Origin of the sequence: Paremcibacter congregatus (assembly GCF_006385135.1) — a bacterium.
In the GTDB taxonomy this organism is placed as follows: domain Bacteria; phylum Pseudomonadota; class Alphaproteobacteria; order Sphingomonadales; family Emcibacteraceae; genus Paremcibacter; species Paremcibacter congregatus.
The window spans coordinates 1020624-1046067 of record NZ_CP041025.1; the positions used below are offsets into that span (position 1 = coordinate 1020624).

The 25444-nt window shown below is 52.2% G+C and carries 26 protein-coding genes and 1 pseudogene; 19 read left to right on the plus strand and 8 right to left on the minus strand.

Going from position 1 to position 25444, the window contains the following annotated elements; genetic code table 11:
- Positions 1–71: 71 nt before the first annotated feature.
- Entirely contained in the window at positions 72–1124 is a 1053-nt protein-coding gene (hppD, locus tag FIV45_RS04390) for a 4-hydroxyphenylpyruvate dioxygenase (protein ID WP_099471186.1), read from the minus strand.
- 130 nt (positions 1125–1254) lie between these two features.
- Between hppD and FIV45_RS04395 the strand changes: the two genes are divergently transcribed.
- On the plus strand, positions 1255–1722 hold the full coding sequence (locus tag FIV45_RS04395; protein ID WP_099471187.1) for an Lrp/AsnC family transcriptional regulator: 468 nt from the start codon (positions 1255–1257) through the stop codon (positions 1720–1722).
- A 38-nt stretch (positions 1723–1760) separates the two neighbouring features.
- Entirely contained in the window at positions 1761–2435 is a 675-nt protein-coding gene (locus tag FIV45_RS04400; RefSeq protein ID WP_099471188.1) for a hypothetical protein, read from the plus strand.
- A gap of 46 nt (positions 2436–2481) precedes the next feature.
- Here FIV45_RS04400 and hisC read toward each other — a convergent pair whose 3' ends face one another.
- Together hisC and FIV45_RS04410 are read right to left on the minus strand one after the other, a co-directional pair.
- Complete coding sequence (gene hisC, locus FIV45_RS04405) at positions 2482–3576, minus strand: histidinol-phosphate transaminase (RefSeq protein ID WP_099471189.1); 1095 nt, start codon at positions 3574–3576, stop codon at positions 2482–2484.
- Positions 3577–3606: 30 nt separating this feature from the next.
- A complete protein-coding gene (locus tag FIV45_RS04410; protein WP_099471190.1) occupies positions 3607–7116 on the minus strand; it encodes an indolepyruvate ferredoxin oxidoreductase family protein in 3510 nt (1169 codons plus the stop codon).
- Positions 7117–7294: 178 nt separating this feature from the next.
- Between FIV45_RS04410 and FIV45_RS04415 the strand changes: the two genes are divergently transcribed.
- Positions 7295–7780: an Lrp/AsnC family transcriptional regulator gene (locus FIV45_RS04415; protein WP_099471191.1), complete on the plus strand. Its 486-nt coding sequence runs from the start codon at positions 7295–7297 to the stop codon at positions 7778–7780.
- 155 nt (positions 7781–7935) lie between these two features.
- Here FIV45_RS04415 and FIV45_RS04420 read toward each other — a convergent pair.
- Positions 7936–8636: pseudogene (locus FIV45_RS04420) on the minus strand (hypothetical protein).
- 37 nt (positions 8637–8673) lie between these two features.
- The gene (locus FIV45_RS04425; protein WP_181040145.1) at positions 8674–8919 is read right to left on the minus strand and encodes a thioredoxin family protein; all 246 of its coding nucleotides are present in this window, start codon (positions 8917–8919) and stop codon (positions 8674–8676) included.
- Positions 8920–9024: 105 nt separating this feature from the next.
- Here FIV45_RS04425 and FIV45_RS04430 point away from each other — a divergent pair, with 105 nt between their 5' ends.
- A complete protein-coding gene (locus FIV45_RS04430; RefSeq protein ID WP_099471192.1) occupies positions 9025–9624 on the plus strand; it encodes a MarR family winged helix-turn-helix transcriptional regulator in 600 nt (199 codons plus the stop codon).
- A gap of 36 nt (positions 9625–9660) precedes the next feature.
- Complete coding sequence (locus FIV45_RS04435; protein WP_204602013.1) at positions 9661–10071, plus strand: GFA family protein; 411 nt, start codon at positions 9661–9663, stop codon at positions 10069–10071.
- A gap of 153 nt (positions 10072–10224) precedes the next feature.
- Here FIV45_RS04435 and FIV45_RS04440 read toward each other — a convergent pair whose 3' ends face one another.
- Positions 10225–10458 carry a helix-turn-helix domain-containing protein gene (locus FIV45_RS04440; protein ID WP_099471193.1) on the minus strand — a complete coding sequence of 78 codons (234 nt, stop codon included), beginning with the start codon at positions 10456–10458 and terminating at the stop codon, positions 10225–10227.
- Positions 10459–10743: 285 nt separating this feature from the next.
- Between FIV45_RS04440 and FIV45_RS04445 the strand changes: the two genes are divergently transcribed.
- From FIV45_RS04445 to FIV45_RS04455, 3 genes are all read left to right on the plus strand, one after another.
- Positions 10744–11151 (plus strand): hypothetical protein, encoded by a 408-nt coding sequence (locus FIV45_RS04445; RefSeq protein WP_099471194.1) that lies wholly within the window; start codon positions 10744–10746, stop codon positions 11149–11151.
- Between the two features lie 123 nt (positions 11152–11274).
- Complete coding sequence (locus tag FIV45_RS04450) at positions 11275–11916, plus strand: outer membrane beta-barrel protein (protein ID WP_133118517.1); 642 nt, start codon at positions 11275–11277, stop codon at positions 11914–11916.
- 26 nt (positions 11917–11942) lie between these two features.
- Positions 11943–12839, plus strand: a complete 897-nt coding sequence (locus FIV45_RS04455; protein WP_099471196.1) for an alpha/beta fold hydrolase — start codon at positions 11943–11945, stop codon at positions 12837–12839.
- Positions 12840–12900: 61 nt separating this feature from the next.
- On the opposite strand, the gene FIV45_RS04460 is transcribed toward FIV45_RS04455, so the two are convergent.
- A complete protein-coding gene (locus tag FIV45_RS04460; RefSeq protein WP_099471197.1) occupies positions 12901–13437 on the minus strand; it encodes a pyridoxamine 5'-phosphate oxidase family protein in 537 nt (178 codons plus the stop codon).
- A gap of 41 nt (positions 13438–13478) precedes the next feature.
- Positions 13479–14903, minus strand: coding sequence for a metalloprotease TldD (gene tldD / locus FIV45_RS04465; RefSeq protein ID WP_099471198.1), 1425 nt, complete (start codon positions 14901–14903; stop codon positions 13479–13481).
- Between the two features lie 332 nt (positions 14904–15235).
- Here tldD and coxB point away from each other — a divergent pair, with 332 nt between their 5' ends.
- From coxB to FIV45_RS04520, 11 genes are all read left to right on the plus strand, one after another.
- Entirely contained in the window at positions 15236–16093 is an 858-nt protein-coding gene (gene coxB, locus FIV45_RS04470; protein ID WP_099471891.1) for a cytochrome c oxidase subunit II, read from the plus strand.
- A 13-nt stretch (positions 16094–16106) separates the two neighbouring features.
- Positions 16107–17714 carry a cytochrome c oxidase subunit I gene (ctaD, locus tag FIV45_RS04475; RefSeq protein ID WP_099471199.1) on the plus strand — a complete coding sequence of 536 codons (1608 nt, stop codon included), beginning with the start codon at positions 16107–16109 and terminating at the stop codon, positions 17712–17714.
- Positions 17715–17790: 76 nt separating this feature from the next.
- Entirely contained in the window at positions 17791–18705 is a 915-nt protein-coding gene (locus FIV45_RS04480) for a heme o synthase (protein ID WP_099471200.1), read from the plus strand.
- A gap of 123 nt (positions 18706–18828) precedes the next feature.
- Positions 18829–19377, plus strand: coding sequence for a cytochrome c oxidase assembly protein (locus tag FIV45_RS04485; RefSeq protein WP_099471202.1), 549 nt, complete (start codon positions 18829–18831; stop codon positions 19375–19377).
- A 76-nt stretch (positions 19378–19453) separates the two neighbouring features.
- On the plus strand, positions 19454–20293 hold the full coding sequence (locus FIV45_RS04490; RefSeq protein WP_099471203.1) for a cytochrome c oxidase subunit 3: 840 nt from the start codon (positions 19454–19456) through the stop codon (positions 20291–20293).
- Between the two features lie 9 nt (positions 20294–20302).
- The gene (locus tag FIV45_RS04495) at positions 20303–20680 is read left to right on the plus strand and encodes a DUF983 domain-containing protein (protein ID WP_099471204.1); all 378 of its coding nucleotides are present in this window, start codon (positions 20303–20305) and stop codon (positions 20678–20680) included.
- A 67-nt stretch (positions 20681–20747) separates the two neighbouring features.
- A complete protein-coding gene (locus tag FIV45_RS04500) occupies positions 20748–21419 on the plus strand; it encodes an SURF1 family protein (protein WP_165776885.1) in 672 nt (223 codons plus the stop codon).
- Positions 21420–21541: 122 nt separating this feature from the next.
- Positions 21542–22939 (plus strand): threonine synthase, encoded by a 1398-nt coding sequence (gene thrC / locus FIV45_RS04505; RefSeq protein WP_099471206.1) that lies wholly within the window; start codon positions 21542–21544, stop codon positions 22937–22939.
- Positions 22940–22947: 8 nt separating this feature from the next.
- Positions 22948–24192, plus strand: coding sequence for a M16 family metallopeptidase (locus tag FIV45_RS04510; RefSeq protein ID WP_204844796.1), 1245 nt, complete (start codon positions 22948–22950; stop codon positions 24190–24192).
- 39 nt (positions 24193–24231) lie between these two features.
- The gene (locus FIV45_RS04515; protein WP_099471208.1) at positions 24232–25029 is read left to right on the plus strand and encodes a carbon-nitrogen hydrolase family protein; all 798 of its coding nucleotides are present in this window, start codon (positions 24232–24234) and stop codon (positions 25027–25029) included.
- Positions 25026–25358, plus strand: a complete 333-nt coding sequence (locus FIV45_RS04520; RefSeq protein WP_099471209.1) for a hypothetical protein — start codon at positions 25026–25028, stop codon at positions 25356–25358. The genes FIV45_RS04515 and FIV45_RS04520 overlap by 4 nt, the downstream gene beginning before the upstream one ends.
- The last annotated feature ends 86 nt before the right edge of the window (positions 25359–25444 follow it).

Sequence of the window (25444 nt, forward strand, 5' to 3'; positions counted from 1 at the left end):
GAAAAGTGCCGGGCAAAAAAAGAGACGGTCCTTTGGACCGTCTCAAGACAGGGAAGGTTACTGTACTCAACTTAGACAACGCCGCGGCGCATCTGGTCCAGTTCAATGGATTCGAACAGGGCTTTGAAGTTGCCTTCGCCAAAGCCGTCATTGCCCTTGCGCTGGATGATCTCGAAAAAGATCGGGCCGATCACAGTGTCGGTGAAGATCTGCAGCAAAATACCTTCTTCCGGTGACCCATCGATCAGGATTTTGCGTTTGCGCAGTTCTTCGACATCTTCACCGTGATCCTTGACCCGACTGTCAATCAGGTCGAAATAAGCGTCAATGGTGTCCTGTAGGACGATGCCGTTGGCGCGCAGTTGGTCGACGGATTTATAGATATTGTCGGTATGCATGGCGACATGCTGAATGCCTTCGCCGCGATATTCCACCAGATATTCAACGATCTGTGACTTGCTGTCCTTGGATTCGTTCAGCGGGATGAAAATCTTGCCGCACGGACTTGCCATTGCCTGACTGGTCAGGCCGGTTTTCTGGCCATCAATATCGAAATATTTCTTTTCATGGAAGTTAAAGATTTTTTCGTAGAATTCAGCCCAATAAGACATGCGACCCTGGTAAACATTATGGGTCAGATGATCAAGATAGGTCAGATCACAACTGACCACATCCTTGTCGGCGGGATCGGTATAAGGATGGAAATCCACATCATATATGGTCTGGTCGCCGTAACGGTCGATGAGGTAGAGACGGCTTCCGCCGATGCCTTCAATGGCCGGAATATTCAGCTCCATGGGGCCGGCAGTGCTTTTGACTTCTTCGGCGCCATTTTCCAGGGCGCGTTTGAGCGCGAAGGTGGAATCCTTGACCCGGAAGGCCATGGACGCGATGCTGGGGCCGTGGGCAAATGCATAGCGTTGGGCAAAGCTGTTGGGTTCCGCATTCAGCAGAAAATTCACATCGCCCTGACGATAGAGGGTCACGTCTTTTGAACGATGTTTCGCGACGGCCTTGAAACCCATCTTACGGAACAGAACCCGCAACTCTTCCGGGTTCGGGGAGGCATACTCGATGAACTCAAAGCCATCTAGGCCCATGGGATTGGCGGTAGGATCTGCCATAACTATACTATCTCCTGAAATACTGTTGATATGGTGTAATTATACTCCTTAAATGTTGAAATATTGTTTTTAAAAACGAGGTGATTGGCGCTATATTGAAATATAAAACCAAATTAAGGATATTTTTGAAATGGCTATTTCGCTTGATGAATCGGACCGTAAAATACTTGATCTGATCCAGCAGGACGCGACACTGACCCACCAGGAAATTGCCGAGAAGACCGGGGTTTCCGCGACGTCTGTTTGGCGCAGAATTAAGAATCTGGAAGAGGTTGGTGTTATTCGGGCCCAGGTGGCGTTGCTTGATCCAAAAAAAATCGGCATGCAGGTCTGCGCCCTGATTAATCTGCGGCTGGTGCGCCATGGCGAGGACACCCGGGTGGAGTTCGAGGAATTTATTGCGTCGCGACCAGAAGTCATGGAATGTTATGCGGTGGTGGGGAGTTATGATTATATGTTAGTGGTGGTCGTGCCGGGTGTGGAGGATTACGAGATATTTCTATCCCGTCATCTGCTCAGTCACCATCTTGTAGCTTCATCCAATTCAAGCTTTACCCTGCGGCGGGTGAAATACACCACGGCCCATGCCTTACGATGAGAAGAAGTTGTTAAAAATAAAAAAATAAGGAGTAACAGGTGTTTATTGGACATTATGCAGCGGGTTTTGCCCTGAAAGCGGTCGAAAGAAAGGCGTCATTGGGCGTACTTTTTCTGGCGGTTCAATTCGTCGATATACTGTATTTTATTCTCGTGCCGCTCGGGATCGAGCGCTTAAATATGGTGGAGAATTATACAGCCGTCAATCATATGGAATTGCTTTATTACCCCTATAGCCACAGTCTGATCGCGGCATTTTTCTGGGGAGTGATTGCCTATGGTCTGTGGCGGTTTTTTCCCTGGTTCAAGAGAGAGAGGCGACATAGTGTGGCCATTGTGGTTGGGCTGGCGGTCCTGTCGCACTGGTTCATCGATTTTCTGGTTCATACGGCGGATATGCCACTTTTAGGTGATGACGGTGTGAAAGTCGGTTTCGGGCTGTGGAATAATTTTTCCCTGACCGTGATGGGGGAGATATCTCTGTTGCTGGCGGCGGTGTTCTATTATGTGAAAAGGACAAAGCCGAAAGGTAAATGGGGTGGAACTGCGGTCTGGATTTTCACACTTCTGATGGTTGGTGTATATCTGATGACCGTGACGGCACCTTTTGATCCGGGGATCACACCGGACATCGCATCATATGGTGGCTTGGTGTTATATTTTCTTTTTGGCGCCGCGGCCTTCTGGATCGATCGTTTCCGCAACGGAGCATAAAAAGAACGGCGCCGGGTCTGGCGCCGTTCTTTTCATATATTATCTGTTATGCCGCGAAGAACTCTGCAAACGCGGCGAGCATCGCTTCGTTTTCGGCATCAGTCCCAATGGTGATGCGCAGGGCTTGTGGCATACCGTAGTTGGCGACTGGCCGGACAATGATCCCGCGAGAGCGCAGGAACTGATCGGCGGCGAGGGACTGATCAGGGCCACCCGGGAAATGGGCCAGAAGAAAATTGCCCTGGCTCGGGGTTACGGTCATGTCCCATTCATTCAGGGCCTGGCTCAGTTTCGGCAACCATTTTAGATTATGGGCTTTGGCCTTCGCCACGTGGTCCTGATCCCGGACCGCGGCGGTTGCGGCGGCCTGGGACAGGGCGGTGACGTTAAAGGCGCCACGAATGCGGTGCAGGATATCAAGCACACTTTTCGGACCGTAAGCCCAGCCTACCCGCGCCGCGGCGAGGCCGTAGATCTTGGAGAAAGTGCGGGTGACGATGGTGTTTTCCAGACCATTGTTCACCAGATCAAAACCGGCGTCATAATCATCCTGATCGACATATTCTGCATAGGCCGCATCCAGCACCAGCAAAATATCATTGCGCAGGCCAGCCCGCAGACGCAGGATCTCGCTTTTCGACAGATAGGTGCCGGTGGGGTTGTTGGGGTTGGCAAGGTTGACGATCTTGGTTTTACCGGTCTGGGCCGCCAGAATGGCATCAACGTTGGCGGTAAAGTTGTCTTCCGGCACAACAACGGGGGTAGCGCCTACCGCATGGGTGGCGATGGGATACGCCAGGAAGCCATACTGACAGAAAATAATCTCGTCGCCGTCTGTGGCATAGCCCTTGGCGAGCAGGTGCAGCAGCTCTTCCGAACCGTTGGAGCAGATGATCTGATCCGGGTCAATGTTATGGACATCACCAATAGCGGCGCGGAGCGCTGTACAGGCGGGGTCCGGATAAAGCTGCATGCCGCTGTCGGCCGCAGTTTTGACCGCGTCGATGGCCGCCGGGCTCGGGCCCATCGGGCTTTCGTTGGATGCAAGTTTAATAACGGTGTCAAATCCTTCGATCTTGGCATCGCCCGCCTTATACGGGGTGATGTTCAGGACGCCTTTACGGGGCAGAATTTTGGCCATAGTGTGGTCCTCTAATTTTATATTAGTTTCTTATGCAACTTCTTTATGCTTATCCCGAGAATGATATTCTTGCAAGAGAAGAGCAGATTTTTGAGTCGCCAATTCAACTGATTTCTCTTTGACATGGCCGTAACCTCTTATGTCTTCAGGGATTTCAGAAAGTGCAATGGCGCTGGATAATTTTTCAGAAGTCAGACTGTCAGCGAAAATAGCCATGAGGTCTTCATAGTCACTGATCAGTCGACGCTCCATTTTACGTTCTTCTGTGCGGCCAAAGACATCAAATGCCGTACCGCGCAGGCCACGCAGACGGGCGACGACCTTCAACGCCTTATGCATCCAGCCACCAAATTCCATCTTGCGCAGATGGCCCTTGCTGTCCTTGGGGGCGATCAGGGGCGGCGCCATATGGAAATGGATTTTGAAATCCCCTTCGAACTGCTGGTTTAAACGCCGTTCAAAATCGCCGTTGGTATAAAGCCGCGCCACTTCGTATTCGTCCTTTATGGCGAGCAATTTGAAGTAATTTCTGGCGACGGCCTTGGTAAGGGTATGGTCAGAGCCACCGATCTTGTCTTCCAGGGCGCGAATGGTCTCGACTGTAGAGAGATATTTATTCGCCAGTGCCTGGTCCTGATATTCTTTCAGGAAAGTGGCGCGGTAATTGACGATATCTTCCAGTTCTGTGAAGGGGGCATCCTGCGACAGAGGGTGGGGCAGGGCCTGTTCGATCATTTTGACGTCATGAGCGGCAATCCGGCCCCAGCTGAAGCTTTGCTTGTTGGAATCAATGGCAACACCATTGAGTTCAATTGCCCGGTAGATGGCATCAAGGCTGAGGGGCACCGTGCCCTGTTGCCAGGCGTAGCCGAACAGGAACATGTTGGTGGCGATGCTGTCGCCCATCAGGGCCGTCGCCAGCCGGGTGGCGTCGACGGTGTTCAGGGCGTCTTCCCCGACCACGCGGCGGATGTTGCGGGTGATCAGGTCATCATGAATATCCGCATCGCGGTTGAGGGTGAACTGCGCCGTCTGGATTTTCTGGGTGTTGAGAATGACGCTGGATTTCTTTTCCTGCAGGGTGCGCAGGGATTCCGGGCTGCCGGCGACAACCATGTCGCAGCCGAGCAGCAGGTCGGCTTCGCCGGTGCCGATGCGCACCGCCTTGATATCGTCAGCATGGGGTGCAAGACGCAGGTAGCTGATCACAGACCCGCCCTTTTGCGCAAAACCGGTGAAATCAAGCACGGTGGCACCTTTGCCTTCCAGGTGGGCCGCCATGACCATGATCTGACCAATGGTGACAATACCTGTACCACCGATACCGGTGACCATGATGTCATAGCCCTGATCCATAGCCGGAAGGGTCGGCATGGGGACCTGATCCAGGAAGCTGTCGGAACTGGTTTTGGCACCCTTTTTAACGCTGCCGCCGTGGACGGTGACGAAGGACGGGCAGAAGCCATTGATGCAGCTGTAATCTTTGTTACAACTTGACTGATCAATCATGCGTTTGCGGCCAAGTTCGGTTTCCTGCGGCATGATCGACACGCAGTTGGAGGCGACCGAACAATCGCCGCAACCTTCACAGACCGCCTGGTTGATAAAGGCGCGTTTCGGCGGATCGGGAAATTGTTTTTTCTTGCGGCGGCGGCGTTTTTCAGAGGCGCAGGTCTGATCGTAAATCAGGGCGGAAACGCCTTTTACCTCGCGCAGCTTGCGCTGGACATCATCCAGTTCATCGCGGTGATGAATGGTGACGCCGGGGGCAAAATGGGTCACACCTTTGTATTTTTCCGGCTCATCCGTTACCACATAGATCGCACGCACCCCCTCATTATGCAATTGACGGCTGATCTGGTCGGGCAGCAGGGTACCTTCCAGCGGTTGCCCGCCGGTCATGGCGATGGCATCGTTGTATAGAATTTTATAGGTGATGTTGACCTTGGCCGCGACCGCCTGACGGATGGCGAGCAGGCCGGAATGATAATAGGTGCCATCACCGAGATTCTGGAAGATATGGCCTTCATGGGTGAACTGGCTCTGGCCAATCCAGTTGACGCCTTCGCCGCCCATCTGGGTCAGTTGCCCGGAATTACGGTCCATGCCATTGGCCATGAAGTGACAGCCGATACCCAGCATGGCGCGGCTGCCGTCGGGAACCTTGGTCGAGGTGTTATGGGGACAGCCGGAACAGAAGTAAGGCGTGCGGAAATCTTTATGTTCAAAGGTTTTAAGGCTGTCGATTTTTTCCACAACAGCGTTGTTCAGCTGATCGAGCGTATGATTAAGACCAATTCCCTGCAGGTACGGGGTCAGGGCGGCGAGCACGTCTTCCGGCGATATTTCGCCTACGGGGTTCAGCATCTGTGTACCGTCTTCGCGTTTTTTTCCGACGATGACCGGCCGGTTTTCGGCAGGCATATTATAGAAAAGATCGCGGATTTGCCGTTCGACGAAGCTGCGTTTTTCCTCGACCACGACAATACGGTCAAATTGGCGACAGAAGGCAGTGACGCCTTCTGGTTCGATGGGCCAGGTCAGGCCAATCTTGAAGATTGAAAGACCGGCCTTCTCTGCCGTGTCCTTGTCAATGCCCGCCTTGGCGAGGGCTTCCATCAGGTCGAGATAGGCCTTGCCGCAGGTGACAATACCGAGCGGTTTCCTGGCGCCGCCCGCCGGTTTGTCGCCGTCCCAGATCACCTGATCAAGGGGGTTGGCGCGGGCAAAGGCGTGCACGGCTTTCAGTTTGTGATCGATCAGGCGACCTTCGATTTGCGGGAAAGGATCGGGCCAGCGGTAATGCAGGGCGTTTTTGTCATATCCTTCATGAGGCGGAAAAACAAAGCTGTCGTTCACCAGATCCATATTGACCGTGGCGGCGCTTTCCACCACTTCGCTGACGGCGATAAAGCCGGACCAGCAGCCGCTGTAGCGGCTGAGGGCAAAGCCATAGAGACCAAAATTGAGGTAATCCAGAAGATTGGACGGGGCCAGCACCGGCATCATCCAGGATTCCATCAGCTGTTCGCTTTGATGGTTCATGCTGCTGGACACCGCCCCGTGGTCATCACCGGCAACGACCAATACGCCACCGTGGGGGGATGCCCCGAAGCTGTTGGCATGTTTCAGGGCGTCACTGGCCCTGTCGGCGCCGGGACCCTTGCCGTACCAGATGCCGAAAACACCATCATAATCTGCATGACCGGATGTTTCCACCTGTTGCGAGCCCAACACCGCCGTGGCGGCGAGCTCTTCGTTGATGCCGGGGGTGAAAGTAATATTGTGCTCTTTCAGCGTCGCGCCGCAGGTCCAGAGTTCCCGATCATAATTGCCAAGGGGAGAACCGCGGTAGCCGGAAATGAAACCGGCGGTGTTGAGGCCGGCCTTTTTATCGGCCTCGGCCTGCAGCAGGGGAATGCGCACCAGCGCCTGTGTCCCGGTCAGGAAAATTTGCCCGGAGGTCCGTTTATAGCGGTCATCCAGTTGGTAATCGTCAAGCGTAACAGGCTGCGCCTGCTGGGGTGCGGAGTTGGTCATCGCGTAAGCCCTATAGTATATGCCATAATTATTCTGCATTCCACCAATGCAGATGTTTTTGAAGCTGGAAACATAATACCTCTAATAATAAGGGTATGTCCTTGCGATTTTGTGTGAAATATGCCAAGAAGTGAGCAAGTTATTTTAATTTTATGTAATATATTAGAAGGATTGTTCTTTGGCGAAACTGGATAGCATAGATTTCAATATACTCAGGGAACTGCAGGAGAATGGCCGCCTGTCGAACCATGATCTGGCGAAACGGGTCGGTTTGTCGCCGTCCCCCTGCTGGCGGCGGGCCAAGCGGTTGGAGGATGAAGGCATCATTGACCATTATGCCGCGATTCTCAATGCGGAGAAGGCGGGTTTTCACCTGATCGCCTTTGCCCATGTGATGCTGGAGAAACATCAGATGGAAATGCTCGAACAGTTTGACGAGGCGATCTGCCAGCGGCCGGAAGTACTGGAATATTATTCGATGAGCGGAGATTATGATTTCCTGATGAAAGTCACCACCCGCAATATCAAGGAATATGAGGACTTCCAGACCGGTTTCCTGATGCGGCTGCCGGTGGTGCGCTCGGTCAGCACCAGTTTTGTGCTGAAACAGAAGAAACATACGACAAGACTGCCCCTGCGCCTGCTGGAAAGCCCAGAGAAATAATTGTGGGGTAATCACCAAAGAAGCCGGGACTTCTTTGGTGATATTTTAAGGCGATCAGGGGCTGGTCACGGCTTGGGTCTCATCGTTGGCGGGTTGTGAGGTGAAGCCTCCTTACCACCCACGTGGGTCGCTAAAGCCGACAGCCTATCCTGATCCTACTTGTTGGTTTTTCCCGGCAAGCTTAAGTCACCTGAGGCGATATCCATGACATTGACCACGCAGAGGAGGGGGCATGGACACTCTGGTTAATCCGTAACCCTGCCGTGACCCCGTCAAAGCTTGCCTCTTCGACAATCCCGATGCTGTCAAAAGGGACATGGACTTCAACCGTATCGCCGTTAAAGCTGGGGCTCCAGCCAGGGCTGTCGAGCAGGAGAGGCAGGCCAGGCCAGGTTTTTGGCAATCGGGGTGTTTGACCTTGGGGAATATCGACAACGCCGAGCGCCCCCTTGCCGCATTGGTCATTGGGCTGAAGCACCACCCAATGGCTGTGCCACAGATTGCCGTCATTGGCCCTATTACCGTCGCCATTTTCATCAAACAAGGGGGTGTCATCAAAATCCGGATGGGCGGTCACCGCCAAGGCCAGAATGCCGGCATCCTTCTCAAATCCAACGTCGTAACTATTGATCGAAGTCGGCCAGACATAAGAGAATACGTCGCTGCCCGCCAGTTGACCGGTGGCGGTCGGCGTGCTGGCCCCGGCTTTGCCGGATACCGCCATGTGAAATGTTGCCACCTTTCCTGTGGTGGAGATCTTGGTATGGATGATGTCAAAAGGCGTCAGAACGGCCGCGCTTTCAGCGGACTTAAGGCCATCACTATGGTGATCATGGGCGAGAACGGGGAGCGACACACTCGCTAACAAGGCCACTGCGGCGATGGTTACCGGATCATGCCGCACCCCCTTTCAGGTCGGCAAGGGACGCCCCGAAATTGATATGAAACACCGTATTGTTCACGACCAGAGCCGGTACGGACAGCACTCCGGCCTGTTCAGCGTCCGCGAATTTTGCGGCATCTTGCCCCAAATGAACCACGTGAATGTCAAAACGGCTTCGGTCGAGGGTTTCCAGCAACTGTTGTTCCGCGCTGACACAAACCGGGCAACCGGCATGATAGAAAAATGCTTTCGTCATTATATTCAAGTCTCCTGGATAAGGTTAAGTAGTATTGATTCGATACCAATGTATGTGAGGACTTTACGCTTGTCAATATGGTATTTAGTCGATACTATTGAGATCATGAAAACAAATCGCATTTATCATTATCTGGAACGTATGGGAGAACTGCTCAAGGTCAGCGCCCGTCACGCCGGCGCGGACCACGGGCTGCAGCCGGTTCATCTTGAGGTCTTGCGCTATCTGTCTGTGTGTAATCGATATTCAGATACACCGATGGCGGTGACAGAATACCTGGGGCAGACCAAGGGGACCGTGTCGCAAACCATAAAAATTCTTGAGAAAAAAGAACTCGTCCGCAAGGAAGCGGATCAAAATGACAAACGAATGACGCATTTGAAGGTCACCAAACAAGGCCGTGATTTCATCGACGCAAATCTGCCCACGGATATGTTTGTGACCGCCTGTCAAAATTTGTCAGAGACGCAGCAAGCCGAAATCGATGCCGCGCTTGATTTGCTGCTGACGACGATGATCAGGTCCAATCATATGAAATCTTTCGGGGTGTGCAGTTCTTGTCAGTTCAATCTGAAACGGGGGGAGGGCGCGTATTTTTGCGATCTGGTCAAGGCGCCCTTGACGCGGGATGATACCAAACTTATCTGCAGGGAACATGACGCCGGAGATAGGGACGCTCAAGGAAATCTAAGGAGACTGAAATGACAATGGTTTTGTTGGTTTTAAAGTATGGTGATGATCATGCTCACAGGTGAATGTTTTTGTGGCGCGATCACCTATCAAATTGATGGTAAAGTCCGCGATGCCCGATCCTGTCATTGTTCACGATGTCGCAAGGTATTCAGCGCACAGGCTTCCGCCTACGCTCTGGTTGACAAGAATGAATTTACCTGGCTCACCGGGCAGGAGAAGCTCACCTCCTATATGGGGGAACACGGCTTCGGTTTCCAGTTCTGCACTCACTGTGGCTCGACTTTATGTGGCGTGTATCGGGGGGATATTCATGGCATCACGCTCGGTTGTTTGAATGAGGACCCTGAAATTGAGATCGGTTACCATCTTTATGTCGGGTCCAGAGCCACCTGGGAAGCCCTGCCTGCAAGCGGCAAGTTATATGAGGAAGGCCAAACAGAAAACGAAGTGGCCAAATGACGGGGAGGCATGCGGGCCTTGCCAAGTCCCGACCGCTGTGCTTATCGAGTAGCAACAGTGACGCTGCCGCTTATTATCCGCCGTCACTACCCGATCAAGTCAGGTAATGACGGGGTGGGGGGAAGCTGTGGAGCGGAGTATTTTCACTCTCTATCACTTCTTCAGTCGTACCCCTGTGCCGCCGCCGTTTTCGGGGATGAATTCGATGCCTGCAGTTTCAAGCGCTCCTTTTATGGCTTCGAGGTTCACGGGGCGGGGGGTGCGGGCGCCGCGCTCAAAGTCGGCAATGGTTTTCTTTGCTACATTCGATGCGGCTTCGAGTTCGTCTTGTCTCCAGTCTAGGAGTGAACGTGCCGCACGGCATTGAAGTCTTGAAATCGGCGTCATAAAAGTTACATTTCTAATGTTGTTTTGTGAGATGAAATATGTTACATTTTAAATGTTACTAAAGCAACTCGGCAAGGTGCTACCAACACCCTGCCGAGTCTAACCACACCAACCTGCTTAGGAGGCTGACATGGCTACCTCACGTCTTAGCACAGATGAGCTGTGCTTGTTAATCAACATCTTCCCCATCTCCCCGAAAATCATTAATATCTCTCCCTGTTCTCCCGTTATTGTCTGGCGCTCCTCTTGTGCGGACGGGCTGAAGGGTGAGGAAAGGGGCATCTTATGAAATATTCCCTTGGCCAGCTGCCGGACCCGGTCCGGCGTGATCTCTCACATATTGCCGATATTCTGGTTAAAGAGACCATTGCCCGTCCCGCCACCCAGGATCGGTACATCCCGGGTGACATCCGGCATATCACTCTGCGGGGCGGCCTTGTCGAGGACCACTGGACGCCGGACAGTTATTGGTTTGACGCGGCGTATCACCATACGGCACTGTCCGTCGCCCTGTCCGGCCTGGAAGGGCATTGCGCGGAGCTCCATACCATCGCCGATATTCTGCGCTCGCTCTCCGATCTGACGGCTGGCGTCGCGAGCAGTTGCGAGTTCGCCCTGATGGGGCAGATCTTGCAGGAGCGCACTTTGATGATCGAGGAGGTGCATGGGAAGATGGCTGATCTCGTCAAATAACCCCGCAGGTTCGCTGGTATGAAAACCAAGGGAAAGTCTGCGGAAATTTATATCTTGAAAAATTCATGTAAAACATTAATATTTCGACTCGTGGGTAGTCCGGGGGAGCGAGATATAAATGATATGATATCACGACGGATAAGACGATCAGCAGGTTATCGGCGACGGATCAGGGGCGCGGCGGTGCTGCTTGCGCTGTTTTTCACATTGCATTCTGTCCCGTCTCTGGCGATGGACCCTTCATCGCTTTTGGATAAAAGCCTTAAGGCGTTGCGGCTTTCGGGAGCAACTGTTGCGCCGCAGGATGTGGCGGCGGAGCCGATTGTGTTCATCTACAATGATGCGATCCGCGTGAAATGGCAAAAGGGGATGGCGGAAGGAAGCTTTATCGGCATTGAAGGCAACTATGACTTTGGCGCGCCCTATGGATCTTCGGCCTATGGGCCTGATCCGGAGCAGGGAGGCCGGGTTACCTTTGATGTCAAGGCGGCGCTCGGGTTGGTGCTGACCGAGAAAAGCCGGGTTTATCTTTACACCGGGGCCAGCAATGCCGGACTGCATATCAGCGAAAATCATTATCAGCGCGCCGCGGATTTCTATTTCGGGATCGGATTCGAGATTAATGTGACCGAAGAGATGAAATTACGCGCCGAATATAATCTGACCAATTACGGCAATAACTGGCTGCGCGACGGCTTTACCGAAATTAATCGAGGGCAGGAGGGAGATCAAACGTTCCTGACCCGGATGCTTTGGCTATTTTAATCTGCATATTAAGAAGTGGGAATGACATGCGTTTTTTTTCTTTCCGGAAGTTTATGGTTTTGTTTGCTATTATGGGGGTGGCCAGTTTTTCGGTGGCTGCCGCGTCTTCCGCCCCTGAAGAAGGACCGGCAGGGGAAATTTCCTACGGTCAGAATGCGGCCGCCGGCCACTATGCCGACATTAATGGCATCAAATTCTATTATGAAACATATGGCGACGGCGCGCCGCTTATTCTTATTCATGGCAATGGAGGCAGCATCGCTAGCCTGGCGGCGCAAATCGCCTTCTTTTCCCGGACATATAAAGTCATTGTCGCCGACAGCCGAGGGCATGGCAAATCAGGTCTGGGGGATCAACCCCTGACCTATAGCCAGATGATGGAGGACTGGAACGTCCTTCTGGATTTTCTCAATATTCAACAGGCGTCGATCTTTGGCTGGAGCGACGGCGGAATTCTCGGGCTATTGCTGGCGATCGATCACCCGGATAAAGTGGCTAAAATGGCTATTATGGGGGCGAATCTCAGGCCCGATGACACGGCGGTTCATGGGTGGGTCAAGCCGATTCTGGCTCAGGCGGAGCAGGATGTCGAGGCTCAAATCGCCGGTAAAGATACGTCTCGGAACTGGGCGCTTCAGAAGCAATTGCTGGCTTTGCTGAAAACCCAACCGGATATCAAGGTCGAGAGCCTGCATAAGATTATGGCGCCGGTATTGGTCATGGCGGGGGATCGGGATGTGATCAGGGGGGAACATACGCTTGAAATATTCAACAATATCGAAAAGTCGCAGCTGGCGATTTTGCCGGGCAATACGCATTTTGCGCCGGTTACCGATGCGAAAAAATTCAACGCGATCCTGAATGACTTTTTTGAAACGCCCTTCAGTATGCCGACGACACAGGCGATCATGGAACAACATTGATCTGAGAGGAGGCAGGCGCAGATTCTGGGCGCAGATTCTGGGCGATGTCCCCTCTGAGGCGTTATTTCACTGATGGTAGTCCGTCGATGCTGACCCGGTTCTTCTCCTGGAAATAGTCTTCGATGCCTTTGGGGCCTTTTTTCTCGGCCCATTTGGTCAGGGTCTGCCGTTCCTCGCCGGTCTCGAAGATCGGTACGCCATAACCGCAGGATGTCTGCAAATTGTCAATGGCGATGGTAAAAATTTGGCGGATGCCGGGGGCGTCGTCAAACATCTTCATCAAGTCGGCAAAGCGTGCGCTGCCCGGGGCATGGGATGTGCCGCGCCCGTATATCCGCAAGATCAGGGCGTTGCGGGTATAACTGTTGAACATCACCGTAATGCGCCCGTCGTCAAGCAGATGAGCCGCCGTCTCATTACCGCTGCCGACAAAATCCAGATAGGCGACTTCGGTCGGGGAAGTAATGCGGAAGCAGTCAAGCCCCTTGGGTGACAGGTTAATGCGGCCCTGTTTCGGGGCGGTGGCGACAAAAAACATCTGCTGCGCGGAGATGAAATCAATATGTTTCTGCTCTAGAGCATTAAAAAAATCAGCCATGAAATTTTTATCCTGTAAATTCAAAAAATAATATAAGAGACTTAACCTTCCGTGCCGCCGACCGTCAGGCCATCAACCCGCAAAGTGGGTTGTCCGACGCCGACGGGGACGCTTTGTCCTCCCTTGCCACAGATGCCAACGCCGCTGTCCAGTTCCAGATCGTTGCCGATGGCGGAAACTTTGGTCAGCACATCGGCGCCATTGCCGATCAGGGTCGCGCCCTTGACCGGTGCGCCGATCTTGCCGTTTTTGATCTGATAGGCTTCTGTACAGCTAAACACAAACTTGCCATTGGTGATGTCGACCTGTCCGCCGCCGAAATTAACCGCATAGAGGCCGTCCTTGACCCCGGCGAGAATTTCCGCCGGGTCCTGTTCTCCGGCCCGCATGTAGGTATTGGTCATGCGGGGCATCGGTTGATGGGCGTAGCTCTGACGGCGGCCATTGCCGGTGGCGTCGACGCCCATCAGGCGGGCATTCATCCGGTCCTGCATATAACCAACGAGAATGCCGTCTTCAATCAGGGTGGTGCAATTGGTCGGGGTGCCTTCATCATCAAAGGTCAGGGAGCCGCGCCGGTTGGGCAGGGTGCCGTCATCGACAATGGTCACGCCGGGCGCGGCAATGCGCTTGCCCATCAGGCCGGCGAAAGCCGAGGTGCTCTTGCGGTTGAAATCGCCTTCGAGCCCATGGCCGATGGCTTCATGCAGCAATACGCCGGGCCAGCCGGGGCCGAGCACCACATCCATCTCACCGGCCGGGGCGGCGACGCTGTCCAGATTGACCAATGCCTGACGCAGGGCCTCATTGACCTGCCCCTGCCAGTTTTCCTGGGTGAGCAATTGACTGTATTCATAGCGCCCGCCTGCGCCCTGATAGCCACTTTCCATGCGGTCGCCGTCTTTGACGACGACGCTGACATTCAGCCGGACGAGGGGGCGGATATCGCGCACCCGGTGGCCGCCGGGGCGGATGATTTCCACGGTCTGCCATTCGCCGGTGATCGAACTGCTGACCTGACAGACCTTCGGGTCGCGGTCGCGGGCATAGGCGTCAATTTTTTCCAGCAAACTGATCTTGTCGCGAAAGGCCATGCCGAGCAGGGGATTTTCTTCCGCATAAAGCTTTTCATTGGTGCCTTTGGGATGCAGGGCCAGTGTGCCGCCCGGACCGGTGTTGATTGATGTTACCGTATCACGGGCGCGTTTCAGGGCGTCTTCGCTGAGTTCGGAAGAATGCGCATAGCCGCTGACTTCGCCGAGGACGGCGCGCAGGCCGAATCCCTTGGTGGTGTCATAAGCGGCGCTTTTCAGGCGTCCATCGTCGAAGGAAAAGCTTTCTGACTGGGCATATTGCAGGTAAAGCTCGCCATCGTCCATGGCCCCCAGGGTTTCGTCAACCAGTCTTTGGGTGCGGACAGAATCGAGGGCGTTGTCGGAAAAAAAGTGGGAATCGTCGGAAGTCATAGGGTTTACACCTGCTAAAGGCCTTAAATATTTCAAGGATTGATTTAGAGGCAACTATAAACGACGGGGCTTGGTTTTGGCAAGAAGTGGCTGTAAAATAGGAGAATTGAAAAAATTTCAAGCTCAAAATACCTTGTGAACTAAAGCATTGATCTATGTCAATGCTTACATCTCTAATTGAATTTGATAATAGTTCCTTGAGCTATGTCAAATTTATAGTTATAAAGCTCGAAATGTCGCGTTTTCTCAGGGTGGAACCAGAAAATTCAAACTATATCCGGGTGTGCGGCGGGTTTCTTAATTCATTTTTGGATTTAAGGGGTAAGACGAATATGTCTCTCAATAAGTTATTCAGCGTTGTGACAGCGTTTATCGTCACATTTTTTTCATTCGGGGCTCCGGCTCTTGCAAACGGTACCAATTACGCAGAACCCAAGCAGTTGGGGTTCATGGAACCTGTAACAGAAGTGATGCGTGATATCGTTGGTTTTCATGACCTTCTGTTATGGATGTGTATCATTGTAAGTGTTTTCGTACTGGTTTTAATGATTTATATCTTCATTAAATTCAATGCCAAGGCAAACCCAAATCCCTCCAGCACCACCCATCATACCGGTCTGGAAATTGTCTGGACCACCGTGCCAATCCTGATTCTTCTGGTGATTGCGATCCCGTCCTTCAAACTTCTCTATAAAGAAGATGTGATCCCGCAATCTGACCTGACGATTAAAGCTATCGGCAATCAGTGGTATTGGACTTACGAATATCCCGATCATGACAATATGTCGATTGATGCCTATATCCTGAGCGATGAAGACGCCAAGGCCGCCGGTCACCCGCGCCTGTTGGGAACGGACGCGCATATCGTCGTGCCAGTCAACAAGACTGTACGCATGATCGTTACCGCAAGCGATGTTATCCACGCCTGGGCCATGCCGGCCTTTGGTGTGAAGATTGACGCGGTGCCAGGTAAGTTGAATGAAACCTGGTTTAAAGCAGAAAAAGAAGGCATGTTTTACGGTCAGTGTTCCGAGCTTTGCGGCAAGGATCACGGCTTTATGCCGATCATGGTGAAAGTAGTCTCGCAAGAGGAATACGAGGCCTGGTTGGTTGAAGCCAAAGAAGAATATGCTGAAACTGAAACAGATAATCTGACCCGTGTAGCCGCCGTGCTGCCGGCTCAGCAGTAAGGAGCGTCGTCTGATGAGTAGCGAAGCACACGCAAATCCAACCGGCTGGCGTCGTTGGGTACTATCCACAAACCATAAAGACATCGGGACGATGTATCTGATTTTTGCCATCTTTGCCGGGATTCTCGGTGGGGCCTTTTCCGGCCTGATGCGTGGTGAATTGATGGAACCAGGAATCGAATTCCTCACAGCCTTTACCAATGGCGATGTGGAAGCTGCCAAGCATTTCTTTAATGTTCTGATCACCGGTCACGGTCTTATCATGGTCTTCTTCATGGTGATGCCGGCTTTGATTGGCGGGTTTGGTAACTGGTTCGTGCCGATCATGATCGGGGCGCCGGACATGGCTTTCCCGCGCATGAACAATATCTCCTTCTGGCTGCTGCCGGCGGCGATTGGTCTGCTGATCCTGTCCACCTTCATGGAAGGGGCGACATACCCCGGAGTAGGTGCGGGCTGGACAGTTTATGCGCCATTGTCAACCTCCGGTCACGGTGGTCCGGCCATGGATCTGGCGATCTTCTCGCTGCATATCGCCGGGGCGTCTTCTATTATGGGCGCGATCAACTTCATCTGTACCATCTTCAACATGCGCGCGCCGGGCATGACATTGCATAAAATGCCTTTGTTTGTATGGTCCGTTCTGGTTACTGTCTTCCTGCTGTTGTTGTCTCTGCCGGTTCTGGCGGGCGCCATCACCATGCTGTTGACAGACCGTAACTTCGGCACGCATTTCTTTGATGCCGCCGGTGGTGGTGATCCGATCCTGTATCAGCATCTGTTCTGGTTCTTCGGTCACCCAGAAGTTTATATCTTGATCCTGCCGGGTTTTGGTCTGGTCAGTCATATTATCTCCACTTTCTCCCGCAAGCCGATCTTTGGTTATCTTGGCATGGCTTACGCCATGGTGGCGATCGGGGTTGTTGGTTTCGTGGTTTGGGCTCATCATATGTTCACCGTGGGCATGGATGTGGATACCAAGGCTTACTTTACCGCAGCGACCATGGTTATTGCTGTGCCAACCGGCATCAAGATCTTTTCCTGGCTGGCGACAATGTGGGGTGGTTCCATTAAGTTTGAAACACCGATGTTGTTTGCGCTTGGCATGATCTTCCTGTTCACCATCGGGGGTGTTACCGGTGTGGTTCTCGCCAACAGTGGCGTTGATACCGCGATGCATGACACCTACTATGTGGTTGCGCATTTCCATTACACCATGTCTATGGGGGCTCTGTTCTCCATCTTTGCAGGCTGGTATTACTGGATTGGTAAAATGAGCGGCAAGCCATATCCGCAGTTCATCAGCAAGCTCCATTTCTGGGGAACTTTCATCGGTGTGAATGTGATCTTCTTCCCGCAGCATTTCTTGGGACTGGCTGGCATGCCGCGTCGTATTCCGGATTATCCTGATGCTTATGCATACTGGAACTATGTCTCCACTGTAGGCTATATCATTACCGGTATCTCTACTCTGGTCTTCCTCGTCGGTGTCTTCATGACACTGCGGTCCAAGGAACGGGTTGGGGATAACCAGTGGGGCGAAGGCGCGACAACGCTTGAGTGGACATTGTCTTCTCCACCACCATTCCATCAGTTCAATGAACTGCCGCGAATTAAATAATCTGATCTGGACCGGGTCACCTGTGATCCGGTCCAGTTCGCACGTTTATCATTAAAAGAGATAGTTAAGGTCGAACATGAATAGCATTGTCCATACAGCAAATCAGAATGTCCGGGAGGATTATGTCCCCGGCGCCGCTGATTTTCTGGCGCTTTTGAAGCCTCGGGTGATGTCACTGGTTATTTTTACCGCCTTTATCGGGATGGTAATGGCACCCGGTGAAATTCATCCTGTCATCGCCTTTACCGCTATACTCTGTATTGCGGTTGGTGCGGGGGCTTCTGGTTGTCTCAATATGTGGTATGAGGCGGATGTAGATGCGCGTATGAAGCGTACCGCTGATCGTCCCATTCCTGCGGGCCGCATTGACCCGCAGTCTGCGTTGCATTTCGGCGTGGCGTTATCAACGGCTTCTGTGCTGGTCATGGGCCTGATGGTCAATGTCGTCGCAGGGGCGTTGTTGTTGATGACAATTCTGTTTTATGTGGTGGTTTACACCATCTGGCTGAAACGCCGCACGCCAATGAATATCGTCATCGGCGGTGCATCGGGCGCTTTCCCGCCCATGATCGCCTGGGCGGCGGTCACCGGTGATGTCAGCCTGGATTCGATTGTGTTGTTCAGCATTATCTTTATGTGGACGCCGCCACATTTCTGGGCGCTGTCCCTGTTTGCCTGTAAAGACTACGAAGCGGCGGGCATTCCCATGCTGCCGGTGGTCTCCGGGGAAGCGGAAACCCGCAAGCAGATTCTGATTTACACAATTTTGATGCTGCCAGTAACGCTTCTGCCCTGGACCATGGGTTTTGCCGGACCGGTATATGGTGTGACAGCGGCGGTTACGGGCGCGGTATTCTTATATCTTTCAGCGACGCTTTATCGTAATAAAGATATTCCAACCGCAAAGAAAACGTTTTTCTATTCCATCTTTTATCTGTTTATTTTGTTTGCCGTCATGGGTGGTGAAGTGGTGATCGGGAGAATGATCTGATGCCTTTACATGAAGAACATAAAAAACGCGCTGGCCGCAATTATGCCCTGGGGGGCATCCTGCTGGCCATGGTGGCGTTGTTTTTTGTCGTCACTCTGGCAAAACTGGGTGTGATTTAAGTCTATGAATACCGCAGTATCCCCCAATACAAATCATACGAAAACCCTGGTGTATATTTTTATCATGCTCGGGGTGATGATCGGACTTGTTGTTGCGTCTGTGCCGTTGTATCGCCTGTTTTGTCAGGTGACCGGATATGGCGGAACGACACAAAAAGCGGAATCTTCTACAGGCACCGTATTGGCGCGGGAAATGACCGTAAGGTTCAATGCCGATGTCAATCAGCATATGCCGTGGTATTTCAAGCCGGTACAGACTTCTGTAACCGTGAAAGTCGGGGAAGAGGCGCTGATTTTTTACAAGGCGGTGAATAACAGCAACAAAACCATCACCGGCACGGCGACATTCAATGTCACGCCGTTCAAGGCGGCGATGTATTTTAACAAGATTGACTGTTTCTGTTTTACAGAACAGACATTGGCGCCGGGAGAAGAGGTTGACATGCCGGTCACCTTCTTTGTTGACCCGGATATCGTGAACGATAAACGGCTTGAGGAAGTCACGGAAATAACTCTTTCCTATACTTTCTTCGAGGCGGATGAGGACGAATAGGGACGCCGGGGTCTGACGCGCAGGCACACGGCTGAATTGGATTTTTAATAGCAAGGTATAGTATAAGGGATCACATATGTCAGATTCACATGCACCAAAACATGACTACCATCTCGTAGACCCGAGCCCCTGGCCGGTTGTCTGCTCTTTGGGCGCTTTTCTCACAGCCGTCGGGGCTGTTCTTTTCATGCATGAAATACCACTTATTTCCAGCATGGAAGGGTCCGACAGTTTCCTGTTTATTGTGGGGCTTGTGATCCTGCTTTTCGGCGCGTACAGCTGGTGGGGAGACGTGATCAAGGAAGGGGAGTATCAAGGCTTCCATACAAGCATTGTACAGCTTGGTCTGCGCTACGGCGTCTTCCTGTTCATTATTTCAGAAGTAATGTTCTTCGTGGCTTGGTTCTGGGCGTATTTTAACGCCAGTATCTTCCCGACAGAAGCCATTGGCGCTGTGTGGCCGCCTCAGGACATTCAGACCCTTGACCCTTGGCATTTGCCACTGATCAATACCCTGATCCTGCTGACATCCGGAACAACCGTTACCTGGGCGCATCATGCGTTGCAGGAAGGTGACCGTAAGACGTTTATCAACATGTTGTTGTTCACGATCCTGCTCGGGGCCTCTTTTACCGGCGTTCAGGTGTATGAATATGCGCATGCAACATTTGCGTTTGATCAGAATATCTATTCATCCACTTTCTACATGGCGACGGGTTTCCATGGGGCGCACGTGCTGATCGGGACAATCTTTCTGACAGTATGTCTGTTCCGTGGACTGAAAGGCCACTTCAAACCGGATCATCATTTCGGTTTTGAAGCTGCCGCCTGGTATTGGCATTTTGTCGATGTGGTATGGCTGGTTCTGTTTATTGCGATTTATGTCGGTGGTGCCGGAACACCTGCTGTTCATTAAGCCGCCTTCATGACAGAAAATTATCAAAATAAGAAAGTCTCGCCTGTTCGGGCGGGACTTTTCTGTAAGTGCCCCCGCTGCGGCGAAGGGGCGCTGTTTCAGGGGTTCCTGACGTTCCGCAAATCCTGCCCGGTTTGTGCGCTCGATTATGAAACATTTGATTCCGGCGATGGACCGGCGCTTTTTATCATTCTGTTGATTGGTTTGATTGTGATTGCCCTGGCCCTGATGGTGGAAGTAAAATTCCAGCCGCCGGTATGGGTTCATATGCTGTTGTGGGTGCCCTGTATCATGGGCGGCGCACTGGGCTTGATGCGGCCGGGTAAAGCGCTTATGGTGACCCTGCAATATCATTTTAACGCCCAGGAAGGCAAATTGGATCAGTAAGATTATTATGGGTTTTCGCGGCTATCATTTCAGACCACGGCTTTGGCCAACAGTGATGACTATTCCAATGATTATAATTCTCTGTCTGCTGGGCAACTGGCAGGTGGAGAGGTTGGCGTGGAAACTGGACCTGATTGAGAAGCTGGAGAGCCGCTATAGCCTTCCGTCGATCAAAATTCCTGTAAATATTGAGGCGCCCGATGATTGGCTGTATCGCCATGTAACAGTGACCGGTCGGTTTCTGCACATGCGGGAAATGCCGCTTTACGGGGCAGGACCAAATGGCAAACCAGGCTATGACCTGTTCACGCCTTTGTTGCAGGATGACGGCAACGTGGTCATTATCAATCGTGGCTGGGTGCCGGAAAAACTGAAAGAACCTGCATCGCGACCACAAACCATCACCAATGGCGAAGTCACCGTGACCGGTGTGTTGCGTAAAAGCTGGAAAAAAGAACGCTTCGCCCCGGATAATGATCTGGTGCGTAATATATGGTATTATGGCGACCTGAATGCCATGGCGAAGGCGCAGGATTTAAAGAATGTCTTTCCGATGTTTGTCTATGCCGATAAAGCCGCAGAAGCCGGGGCATATCCGATGGGCGGTCGTACCCAGTTGAATATCATCAACAATCATCTGGATTACGCCTTGACCTGGTACGGGCTTGCTGTTGTATTGGTGATTATTTTCCTGATCTTCCATATTCGCAAAGCCGAACCAGAGAATGACCCGTTCTGATCAGCTAAAGACTTCTGCTTGCAAGAATGAGCTAAACTGATAATCTTTGCAGCCGAATTAAGATGATTCGGCAGGCCGGTTGCCTGTGTTCTTCTATGCGCCACACATAAGGAATGAATTAAGTGAAATATATCAGTACCCGCGGTGAAGCCCCCGCACTTGGATTCGAGGATGTCCTGTTAACCGGTCTCGCCCGTGACGGAGGATTATACATCCCGTCCGAATGGCCACAGTTAAGTCGTGATGAGATTAAGTCTTTCCGTGGAATGTCCTATCAGGACGTGGCTTTCCGGGTGATGAAACCCTTTGTCTGTAACGCCCACAGCAGCATTTCAGAAGATGACTTTGAAGCCATTGTCGCCAAGGCATACAGCACGTTTCGCCATAAGGCCGTTGTGCCGTTGGCCCAACTCGACAGTAATGAATGGATGCTGGAGCTGTTTCACGGCCCGACATTGGCTTTCAAGGATGTGGCTTTGCAGCTGCTCGGCCATCTGTTCGATCATGTGCTGACCAAACAGGGGCGGAAAGTCACCATCGTGGGGGCAACCTCCGGCGATACCGGGTCCGCGGCCATTGAATGCGTGCGCGACCGGGCCTGCGCCGAGATCTTTATGCTGCATCCTTATGGCCGCGTGTCGGACGTGCAGCGTAAACAGATGACAACAGTTCTGTCGCCCAATGTACATAACCTGGCGGTTGATGGTAATTTCGATGATTGTCAGGCGATGGTCAAGGCGTTGTTCAACGACCTTTCTTTCCGCGACGAGATCACCCTGTCGGCGGTCAACAGCATAAACTGGGCCCGGGTAATGGCGCAGATCGTTTACTATTTCACTTCCGCTGTGGCCCTTGGCGCCCCGGACCGGGAAGTTTCCTACAGCGTACCGACCGGCAATTTCGGTGATATTTACGCCGGTTATGTGGCGCAGCAGATGGGTCTGCCGATCAAGCAGCTGGTGGTGGCCACCAACCGCAATGATATTCTGACCCGGGTTCTGACCACCGGCGACTATAGTGTTGGCACCGTCAGTCCGACCATCAGCCCGAGCATGGATATTCAGGTGTCGAGCAATTTTGAACGACTGCTGTTCAACCTCTATAACAAACAGGGCGACGATGTCCGGCGCCTGATGAATAATCTCAGTCAGTCGAAAAGTTTCACCATTGACGGGCCGGAACTTGCCAAAGCGCAACAGATTTTTGATGCGCTGCAGGTTAGCGAGGAAGATACCGAAGCCACCATCGGACAGGTTTATCGGGAGAGCGGTCAGGTGATCGACCCGCATACCGCGGTTGGCGTTCAGGCCGCGCGGCGCAAGAATGCCGACGCCGCGACACCGATGGTCACCCTGAGCACGGCCCATCCGGCGAAATTCCCGGAAGCCGTGGAAAAAGTTACGGGCCGTCATCCAGACTTGCCCGCCCATATGGCCGATCTGTTTGAGCGCGAAGAGCGCTGTGATCGCCTCACCCATGATCTGGATGCTTTGAAATCCTATATCCGAGAAAATATATGAATGTAAATGTGACAACATTAAGCAACGGCCTTCGGGTCGTGACCGACGTCATGCCTCATGTGGAGACCGTGACTGTCGGGGTATGGACCGATGTGGGCAGCCGTCACGAGACGGCGGCGCAGAACGGTCTGTCGCATATGTTGGAACATATGGCCTTCAAGGGCACGCAAAAACGCTCCGCCAAGGATATCGCCGAAGTGGTGGAGGATGTAGGCGGTTATATGAACGCCTATACCTCGCGGGAACATACCACCTATTATGCCCGGCTGCTGAAGGAAGATCTCGCGCTTGGCGTTGATGTGCTCGCCGATATTTTGCAGAACTCTGTTTTCGATCCTCAGGAACTTGAACGCGAACGCGGCGTGATTATCCAGGAAATTGGCCAGTCCAACGATACGCCGGATGATATTGTTTTTGATTACCTGCAGGAAGCCTCCTATCCGGATCAGCCCATTGGGCGGCCGATCCTCGGGACGACGGAACTGGTCAAAGGATTTCGTCGGGAAGAACTGGCAACCTATATGGCCGATCATTATAAAGCGGAGCAGATGGTCGTCGCTGTATCGGGGAACTTTGATCATGCAGAGTTGATCAAGCATGTGGAAGATCAGTTTTCCGATCTGGAGCATACCCGGCAAATCCCGAAAGAGGGCGCCGCATATCACGGGGGCTCATATCTTCGGGATAGAAAGCTGGAACAGGTAAATCTGTTGCTGGGTTTTAACGGTATATCCTTTGATGATCCGGATTTCTATACGGCCCAGATCATGTCGATGATCCTTGGTGGCGGTATGTCATCCCGCCTGTTTCAGGAAGTGCGGGAAACCCGCGGTCTGGTTTATTCGATCTACAGCTTTATGCAGTCCTACCTTGATGGCGGCAGTTTCGCCATTCATGCCGGTACCGGACCGGAGCAGGTGCGCGAACTGATTCCTGTGGTGGCCGAGGAGATGCACAAGATGTCGCATCATGTCGGGACGGAGGAAGTCAACCGGGCGCGGGCACAGATGAAGGCTGGCCTGCTGATGTCGCTGGAAAGCACCACCAACCGTATGGAGCAGCTGGGACGTCAGATGATGATCTTTGGCAAACCGATTTCGCACGAGGATATTGTCGAGAAAATTGATCAGGTAGACGCCACGGCGATCATGCGTTTCACCGACCGTTTGCTGAATGATAATAAACTGTCGCTGGCGGCTGTGGGCCCGCTTGGTCATCTGGAAGATTACGACAAGATCGCTGCGCTGTTTTAGAGCCTTGAGGCTTTAAGGCAAAAATTCAGGGGAAGGCTTATGACGATAACATTGTTGGCGTGCCAGATTGAGTTGCCGCAGATTACGTCCGTTGAGGCACGAAACCACTATACAGCCGAAATGATCCAAAGACTTGATCACTGTCTGATCTCACGGCCTGCGGATATGGTGGTTTTCCCAGAACTCTCTTCCACCGGCTACCCGATGCAGGGACTAGAGAATATTTCAGAACTGGCTGAGGATATGGCCGGTGTCACGGTGACGGCATTCGCGGAACTTGCCCAGAAACATAAAACTGCGATCTGTTTCGGTATGCCACGGCGTGCGGGAGACAGCGTGATGCTGTCGCAAGTCATGGTTTATGGCGATGGCAGAGCCGCTGGTTTTTACGATAAAATCTATCTCCATAGCGGGGAAAAACCGGCTTTTAGCGCGGGGGAGAAAATATTCGTAACCGAGCTCGCCGGCTTACGCTTTGGTGTGATCATCTGTTACGACATGCGTTTTCCCGAGCTTTGCCGCCGTTTAGCCTTTGAGGGAAGTGTCGACGTGATCCTGCATGCGGTAGCCATGGAGCGGGACGACACCTTCAGATCCTGGCCGTCGTTTGTCCTGACACGGGCATTGGAAAATGAAGCCTATATGCTGAGTGTGAACTATGCGGGTGACGATTTCGGTGGCAGTCTTTTCTGCCCGCCACGTTTGGATGAGGGGCATGACATGTGTTGCTTGGATACATCCGAAGATTTTCATTATTTTACCGTTGATCAAACAATGATTGATTCAGTGAGAAAACATCCCAGCTACCGGTCAGTACAGAAGGAGAAAGACTGTTGACCGATTATATTATTACTATTGGTATTTTAATCTTACAGTTCATTCTCAGTTGGTTCGTAGCAGGGTTTTATTGGAGAGCTTTGTTGGGGACAGATAAATACTTTAGTGGCGTAATTAAAATTATCATTGTTGGAGTGTCTTGGCTGGCGGTTATCATTTTGTTATTCGCTATTTGCGGGGGCGTATTGTTTCTTTCCGAGTTGCTTAAAATATCCGTCGACTCTTCTTTCTGGCTTCTTGCAATAGTATTAGCCAACCTTCTGTTAGCGATTTTTTTATCTTCAAAACCCTACAAAAATAGACTGAAAAAAGCTGGGTTCTTCGGCTGAAGATAGGCGCACTTTTCTTTAGGGTTTGGCGGAGCGTTACATTCTGTTCTTTATCCTGAGACTTTATATTATATTCCGTCGCAGGA

Coding starts and splice junctions, on each gene's coding strand:
- FIV45_RS04495 (WP_099471204.1), top strand. CDS start 20,303: ATGACAGAAAATTATCAAAATAAGAAAGTCTCGCCTGTTCGGGCGGGA.
- FIV45_RS04440 (WP_099471193.1), bottom strand. CDS start 10,458: ATGACGCCGATTTCAAGACTTCAATGCCGTGCGGCACGTTCACTCCTA.
- FIV45_RS04515 (WP_099471208.1), top strand. CDS start 24,232: ATGACGATAACATTGTTGGCGTGCCAGATTGAGTTGCCGCAGATTACG.
- FIV45_RS04460 (WP_099471197.1), bottom strand. CDS start 13,437: ATGGCTGATTTTTTTAATGCTCTAGAGCAGAAACATATTGATTTCATC.
- FIV45_RS04455 (WP_099471196.1), top strand. CDS start 11,943: ATGCGTTTTTTTTCTTTCCGGAAGTTTATGGTTTTGTTTGCTATTATG.
- FIV45_RS04430 (WP_099471192.1), top strand. CDS start 9,025: ATGAAAACAAATCGCATTTATCATTATCTGGAACGTATGGGAGAACTG.
- FIV45_RS04485 (WP_099471202.1), top strand. CDS start 18,829: ATGAATACCGCAGTATCCCCCAATACAAATCATACGAAAACCCTGGTG.
- hppD (WP_099471186.1), bottom strand. CDS start 1,124: ATGGCAGATCCTACCGCCAATCCCATGGGCCTAGATGGCTTTGAGTTC.
- ctaD (WP_099471199.1), top strand. CDS start 16,107: ATGAGTAGCGAAGCACACGCAAATCCAACCGGCTGGCGTCGTTGGGTA.
- FIV45_RS04435 (WP_204602013.1), top strand. CDS start 9,661: ATGCTCACAGGTGAATGTTTTTGTGGCGCGATCACCTATCAAATTGAT.
- FIV45_RS04425 (WP_181040145.1), bottom strand. CDS start 8,919: ATGACGAAAGCATTTTTCTATCATGCCGGTTGCCCGGTTTGTGTCAGC.
- FIV45_RS04450 (WP_133118517.1), top strand. CDS start 11,275: ATGATATCACGACGGATAAGACGATCAGCAGGTTATCGGCGACGGATC.
- FIV45_RS04395 (WP_099471187.1), top strand. CDS start 1,255: ATGGCTATTTCGCTTGATGAATCGGACCGTAAAATACTTGATCTGATC.
- FIV45_RS04410 (WP_099471190.1), bottom strand. CDS start 7,116: ATGACCAACTCCGCACCCCAGCAGGCGCAGCCTGTTACGCTTGACGAT.
- tldD (WP_099471198.1), bottom strand. CDS start 14,903: ATGACTTCCGACGATTCCCACTTTTTTTCCGACAACGCCCTCGATTCT.
- FIV45_RS04490 (WP_099471203.1), top strand. CDS start 19,454: ATGTCAGATTCACATGCACCAAAACATGACTACCATCTCGTAGACCCG.
- FIV45_RS04445 (WP_099471194.1), top strand. CDS start 10,744: ATGAAATATTCCCTTGGCCAGCTGCCGGACCCGGTCCGGCGTGATCTC.
- coxB (WP_099471891.1), top strand. CDS start 15,236: ATGTCTCTCAATAAGTTATTCAGCGTTGTGACAGCGTTTATCGTCACA.
- hisC (WP_099471189.1), bottom strand. CDS start 3,576: ATGGCCAAAATTCTGCCCCGTAAAGGCGTCCTGAACATCACCCCGTAT.
- FIV45_RS04500 (WP_165776885.1), top strand. CDS start 20,748: ATGATTATAATTCTCTGTCTGCTGGGCAACTGGCAGGTGGAGAGGTTG.
- FIV45_RS04480 (WP_099471200.1), top strand. CDS start 17,791: ATGAATAGCATTGTCCATACAGCAAATCAGAATGTCCGGGAGGATTAT.